The following is a 6,136-nucleotide window of genomic DNA, read 5'->3' as shown; positions in this document are numbered from 1 at the left end:
CAGGGCAAACGCATTAAAAAATATCAAGAGAAAGGAGTTGGTGTAGATATTCATTATCCCATCCAGCCCCCTTTCTTTTCGACCGAATACTGTTCTTTTTTGTGTTGTCCTTTTTCAACATAGCCAAAGCGACTTTGGAGACCACAGAAAAATTTTGTGCAGCATTATTTTTTTTGCGGTCATCATCTTCGTTAAAAGTAACATCCAACTGCCAATGCAGATTATTTTCGACAGCCCAATGGGAGCGTATGGCTTTGCCTATCTTTTGTGCATCTAATTCTAAGGAGGAGATGTAATACCTTGTCTCATGGCTCCTTAGCGGTCCCTTTGCTCCGGGGATTGTTCGGATGGACTCGACCGAAACAAACGTTTTTAATCCTTCCCAGTCTTTCCAACCATTCAACCAGAATAGATTATTACATACTCTATAAATACGTTCTTCTATCCGTCCGTGGCCTTTCTCATAAGTCTCAAATTGGGATATTTTGTGTGGTTTTTCGCTACACCATTTTTTAAAGAACAAATTCATATCCTTATACAAATGTTTGTGGTTTTCTTTGACGGCCAATACATAATCGGCGCCTTCTTCTATGATTGTTTTGGCGATGGCTTTTTGGCAACCCATCGCATCGATGGTTATAGTGCAGCCTGCAATATCCAACTCTTTCAACAGTTGGGGGATGGCTGTTATTTCATTCGTCTTCTCATCCACTTTTAATTGTCCAAGGCTTATCCCATACTCTGCAAAACAGGCACTTACGATATGGAGCTTGCTACGTAGAGAGCTACGTTTGCTTAAGCTGCCACGATATGATTTGTCGATTTCATCATAAGTGCCGTTCTTGATGGTCTTTCCGTCAATGGCTATTACGCCTTCATAATTTTCTATTACCGAGCGGACCCATTGACGGAATTTTCTTTCGAATACTTCGGGTTTTAATAATGAGAAAAAGCGATTGAAGGTATCATGGGAAGGTATCTTTTCCAAATAAGGGAACACGGTCTTGAAATAGTCAAATTTGCACCTGCCGAAGAGTGCTACATCTTCCCAAGTTTGGGCATCACAAATCACCGCAGCTAGGGTGATATAGACTATGACCTCCGATGTATGCACTTGGCGTCTGTCAATTCGAAAGTCGGGAATGCTTTGAGATAAAGTTAATAATGTCATTTCTATGTCTTGATTTTTAAACAAATATACGATTCTTATTGGAGGAATCAACTTTTATCACTATGTTTGTTTTGATAAACTATTACTTTCTTTTTGATTTCTTTTTAATGCGTTTGCCCTGTCTATGCCGATCTATTTATTGGCTGATAATTATCGACCAGTTGGCTGACAGTTATCAGCCACGTGGCCGACGGTTATCAACCAACTGGCCGACAATTATCAACATCAAATTTGCTGTCGTCAAAATTTCAAATAGAATGGGAACAAATTAAAATAGTACGGCAGCTTGTAAAAAAGGACTCCACGACATTCATTATTCGGATTATATTGCTTATTTTAGCAACTTAAATAAAAAGTTGTTGTATGAAGCGGGGTATTAGTATTCTTATCTTAATATTATGTGCATTTTGCCTGCATGCCCAGTCGGAATTTACATGGACAATGAATAAAGAGGGTAAAATGATAGCACTCCCCAAGCGTGCGGAATTCAACCTGAACCTGCCGAAACTCCAATACAACACAATGTATCTGACATCCGAACGCCAAATTCTGGATGCACAGTTACGCGAATTTATACCGGACATGCGCGAATATACGGACGAACGTCCCATGGATATGCAAATCCTTTCTTCCGCCTATCAGCCTTTTTTCAATACATATACCCCTATGCTCCGCAGGGTTTCGCCGATGGCGCTCGATTTCCATGAAGTTTCACTGGTTCCAATCAATAGAAACCTGACTTTTGTTGTCACCGGACAGCAATATACATGGCCGGGCGTAGGCGGTATCACCCGGATTAATCCGGAGCTTGCCTGGCATGACGAAAGATGGACACTCAGCGGCGGTGCTTTTGCCGGACGTTTTTTTACGCCGTTCAATCCTTCTCCACAACTCATGGGAGGCTTCAATGCAATGGCAGCTTACGATGTAACCGACTGGATGACTGTCAGAGGATGGGGACAATACGCATTTTATGGAGATAAAGAGGAAAAGAACCCGCACATGTTGATGAATCCTTTCTACAATCATACGAACGTAGGAGGCGCTTTCGAATTTAAAATCAACGACGGTTTCCGGCTCGGCTTGGGCGTCAACTACGAATTCAATCCTGTCCGCGGAAAAATGGAACGACAAATATTGTTCTATCCGGGAGGTAAAATCGGTAGTTTCCGGATAGGGAATTGACAGTATACCTCACAACAAACCCGTATTGCATCCACGATTTTCTTCCATTCGCTATTACAGATTCCAGATTTTATCCCACGGAGTAATTAATGGAGGCTCAGAACCGAAAGGCATTGTTATCCGCCAATAGGCCACCTGATAACCGGCAATCACTCCGAAACCGTCCGTCACATTCGTATAAGTGGCCGACGGCTCAAGCAAACCGTCTTGATAAGCATCCCCGAACGTTATGGAGAAATTGCGTATTACAGTCAGATAATGGTAATAATCTTCGGAGATGGAGAGCAGGCGGATATCATAATGTACGATGCTGGTGATGGAATCGCCGCGATATGAATCCTGTATCGGAGAGAACACCGACTTCACAGTATATTCCCGTCCGTTGAACATATCGTCGGTAAACGTACCGCGACAGGTGGAAGCATCCAACTGTTCCAAGGTCGGATTGGAGGCAACGAACTGAAAAACGGGGTCTTCATATCTCAGATTAAAGAAATAGTCCGTATAAAAACCGGCTTTCGGATACGAGCTCGATATTCTCACACTATCTCCCTTCCAGTATTCCGTCACCTTTTCCACAATCAAACGATAAAAATTCCGTTTATCCGGATTATCGCTGAAAGTTATGTAAACACGCATCTGAGGTTGCAAATAATTAACGCCTTCGGAAGTGATAAAGCGAACGGTATCCAGCCCTGTAATCGGCACAGTTTCCGGTATCAGAGTTTCCCCTTTTACCGGGTCAAAATCCGGAGCTTCCGCTTCCAGCCTCAACCGGTCGCCCGCCTGTACCCGGCAGCCGGGCAATACAAATTGCCCTTTCGGGTTAATCGAATCACCCGGTATGTCAGCTTGTTGCATGGTTCCTCGCAGCTGGTCGTTGACATACACGCGAATTGTTCCTTCTTCCAGTTCACTGTCCGGGACACTATCCAGTAAAAACCAACTTTTCGATAGATAAGCGGAAACATCCTGCCCCTCCGTCACCGAGGCATTCAATACCAGTTTAGGCGGTACATAAGGCAACTCCAGCACGACATCCCGCGTACATCCAGCTGCCAGAAGCAGTAAAAACAAACCATATAAATAATCCTTTCGCTTCATCCGTCAAAACTTATAAGTATACGATAACGATGGTAAAAATAAGAATAATATCGTTTCCTGCAACTGCACATATCGTTTGCCATCCTGCTCATAATAATACACCGGGCTTACCATGAAAGGGTTAGGATGCATATAAGCATTACACAAACTCAGGCTCCACACACCCATCCGGCCTTTTTTCTTATATTGGTAAAAGTTTGCACCCAAATCCAAACGATGATAAGGAGACAACTGATAATTATTCCGTGAACTGGCACTACTCCCGTTCGGCATTGAATATAAGCCGTCGAAATACCCGTTATTAGCTTGCCCTGTACCCGAACTGTAGAGTTGGTCCATAATCGTAATATGATTACCGGAAGCATACATCCAGGCAGCCGTCAATTCTATCTTCTGCGAAAGTTTAAAAGTCAATACCGCATCTATTTTATGGCGGTTATCATATTTTGCGGGAAAACGACGCCCTTTATTGACAGAACCATCCGGAAACCAGCGGTCCGACCACGAAAGAGTATATCCAATCCATCCTGACAAGCGCCCTATCTTTCTTTGTGCCATCAACTCCAATCCGTATGAACGGCCCTTCCCCACTCCTACCCGGTCCTCCCATCCGGTAAAAGAAGATAAGGCAGGACTGACATCCTTGTATTCCACCAGATTTTTCATCTGCTTATAGTATCCCTCCATCGAGAAATCAAATCCATCGATATAACAATACAAACCACCTGACACCTGGTGCGAATTCATCGGCCGGATGCGGTCGGTTACCGGTACCCAAATATCCGTAGGCTGATTAATATAACTGTTGGAAAGCAAATGAATATATTGGTTCATCCTGCTGTAAGAAACTTTTGCCGATAAATTCCGGATCAGCCTGTAACGGGCAGAGAAACGGGGTTGCAACGACTGGTAAGTCTGCTTTTGCACACGAAATAACGTATATCTTAATCCGGCATTCACACTCAAACGAGCAGTCAGATGCATCTCATCCTCCGCATACAACGAAGTTTCATGTCCAAAGATAACCGAACGGGCAAACTCCGTACTTGTTTTCTGCGTAATAATAGAGTCCTTATACCAAGAATTCATATTACTTTGTTCCGGTCGGAAATTATGAAATAAATAATCGACCCCCATCCGGATACGATGGTTCACGTGCGGCCGGTAATCAAATGAAGCCCGCAAGCTCAAATCTTCCATGGCTGAACGGAAATGTCCTTCCTGGAAATAAGATTGCTGATGCTGCTGGTCAATCGACGAAACAAAAGCATCCCGCTGCTGCAAAATATGGGAGCGATACCGGGTATAACCGGCCGTAAAGGTAGCGAACAGCTTATTATTAATCATATAGTTCCATCCGCCTGAACCTATCAGATTTCCCCAACGCCAGCGGAATGTACGGTCGGCTCCATACGGGTCATCCGTATTTTCACCGTCCATATAGCTATCGCTTCCCAGATAAAAACTCGCCCAGGCACGGCTCCTGTCCGAAAAGGAATGGTTTACCTTTATATTCATATCATAAAAATGGTATCCACCCTGTACTTTCCTCTCCGAATCCTTATTGGCAGCCATCAAAATCGGCCAGGTAATCAGTTCCATCCATGTACGGCGTACAGACACATTAAAAGAAGAACGGTCGCGGATAATCGGTCCTTCCAGATTGGCCCGCACAGCCAGCAGTCCGATGGAAAAATTCCCATGATATTCCTTCCTGTCCCCCTCATTGGTGCGTACGTCTACAACGGAAGAAAGCCTTCCGCCGTATTCGGCTGGAAAGCTTCCTTTATAAAAAGTGGCATTCTTCACTGCATCCGGGTTGAAAGCGGAAAAGAAGCCCAATACATGATTGGTATGATAAACCGGATTTCCATCTAACAAATATAGATTTTCATCCGCATTGCCCCCCCTAACATACAAGCCGGTCATCCCCTCCGTCCCGACCGCCACTCCCGGTAGTCGTTGCAAGGTTTTGACGACATCCGTCTCGCCCAGCAAGGCCGGCAAAGATTTCATCCGGCTTGCCGGAATCTCCGACATGCCAGGCCGGGGATTCATTATTTCAGAACGGGGATTCACTCCTTTCACCACCACCTCCCCTAATTTACCTATCATATTCAGCGGAAGGTCTATCATGGTATCCCTGTCCAGAATAAAAGAGACGGAAAGCGGTTCGTATCCTACATAAGAGGAGAAAAGCGTGACCTCGCCCGGAGGAAGTGTGAGACTATAGAAACCATAATTATTGGAAACCGAGCCTTTTCCGGAAATACGGTCCTGTACGCTTGCATTAATCAAACTTTCATATGAAACCGAGTCGCGGACAAAACCACTGATTGTATATAACCGCGGCTTTCGTTTCAAAATCACATATTGTCCGGACATTTTATAAACGAGAGGAAGCGGGTCAAACAGCCGCTTCAAACAATAATAAAGCGACTCGTCACGTACTGTCAGTGAAACTTTCTGAAATTCTTTCAACATAGACGATTCATACGAAAAGAATATTCCGGTCTGTTTCTCCAGTTCCAAGAGAATATCCTGCAAAGGCACCTGCCGCATATCCAGTGTAACCGTCGGAGTAGGATCTGCAGGCAAAGACAAAAAGCCTTTTGTCCACGCAAATGGCGTACATGCCAGAAATCCTATCAACAACAAGTAAACACGATAATACAT

At 44.2% G+C, this 6,136-nt stretch carries 4 protein-coding genes; 1 reads left to right on the top strand and 3 read right to left on the bottom strand.

Going from position 1 to position 6,136, the window contains the following annotated elements; all coding sequences use genetic code 11:
- Positions 1–13: 13 nt before the first annotated feature.
- Entirely contained in the window at positions 14–1,171 is a 1,158-nt protein-coding gene (locus DW103_RS11935) for an ISAs1 family transposase (protein WP_122276415.1), read from the bottom strand.
- A gap of 363 nt (positions 1,172–1,534) precedes the next feature.
- Between DW103_RS11935 and DW103_RS11930 the strand changes: the two genes are divergently transcribed.
- Complete coding sequence (locus tag DW103_RS11930; RefSeq protein WP_122276413.1) at positions 1,535–2,356, top strand: hypothetical protein; 822 nt, start codon at positions 1,535–1,537, stop codon at positions 2,354–2,356.
- A 54-nt stretch (positions 2,357–2,410) separates the two neighbouring features.
- On the opposite strand, the gene DW103_RS11925 is transcribed toward DW103_RS11930, so the two are convergent.
- A complete protein-coding gene (locus tag DW103_RS11925; protein WP_122276411.1) occupies positions 2,411–3,460 on the bottom strand; it encodes a DUF4249 domain-containing protein in 1,050 nt (349 codons plus the stop codon).
- A gap of 3 nt (positions 3,461–3,463) precedes the next feature.
- Positions 3,464–6,136 carry a TonB-dependent receptor gene (locus DW103_RS11920; protein WP_122276409.1) on the bottom strand — a complete coding sequence of 891 codons (2,673 nt, stop codon included), beginning with the start codon at positions 6,134–6,136 and terminating at the stop codon, positions 3,464–3,466.

The organism is Parabacteroides sp. AM08-6, from assembly GCF_003473295.1.
GTDB lineage: Bacteria > Bacteroidota > Bacteroidia > Bacteroidales > Tannerellaceae > Parabacteroides.
This window is presented reverse-complemented; position numbering and strand designations above follow the sequence as displayed.

Coding starts and splice junctions, on each gene's coding strand:
- DW103_RS11935 (WP_122276415.1), bottom strand. CDS start 1,171: ATGACATTATTAACTTTATCTCAAAGCATTCCCGACTTTCGAATTGAC.
- DW103_RS11930 (WP_122276413.1), top strand. CDS start 1,535: ATGAAGCGGGGTATTAGTATTCTTATCTTAATATTATGTGCATTTTGC.
- DW103_RS11925 (WP_122276411.1), bottom strand. CDS start 3,460: ATGAAGCGAAAGGATTATTTATATGGTTTGTTTTTACTGCTTCTGGCA.
- DW103_RS11920 (WP_122276409.1), bottom strand. CDS start 6,136: ATGTATTATCGTGTTTACTTGTTGTTGATAGGATTTCTGGCATGTACG.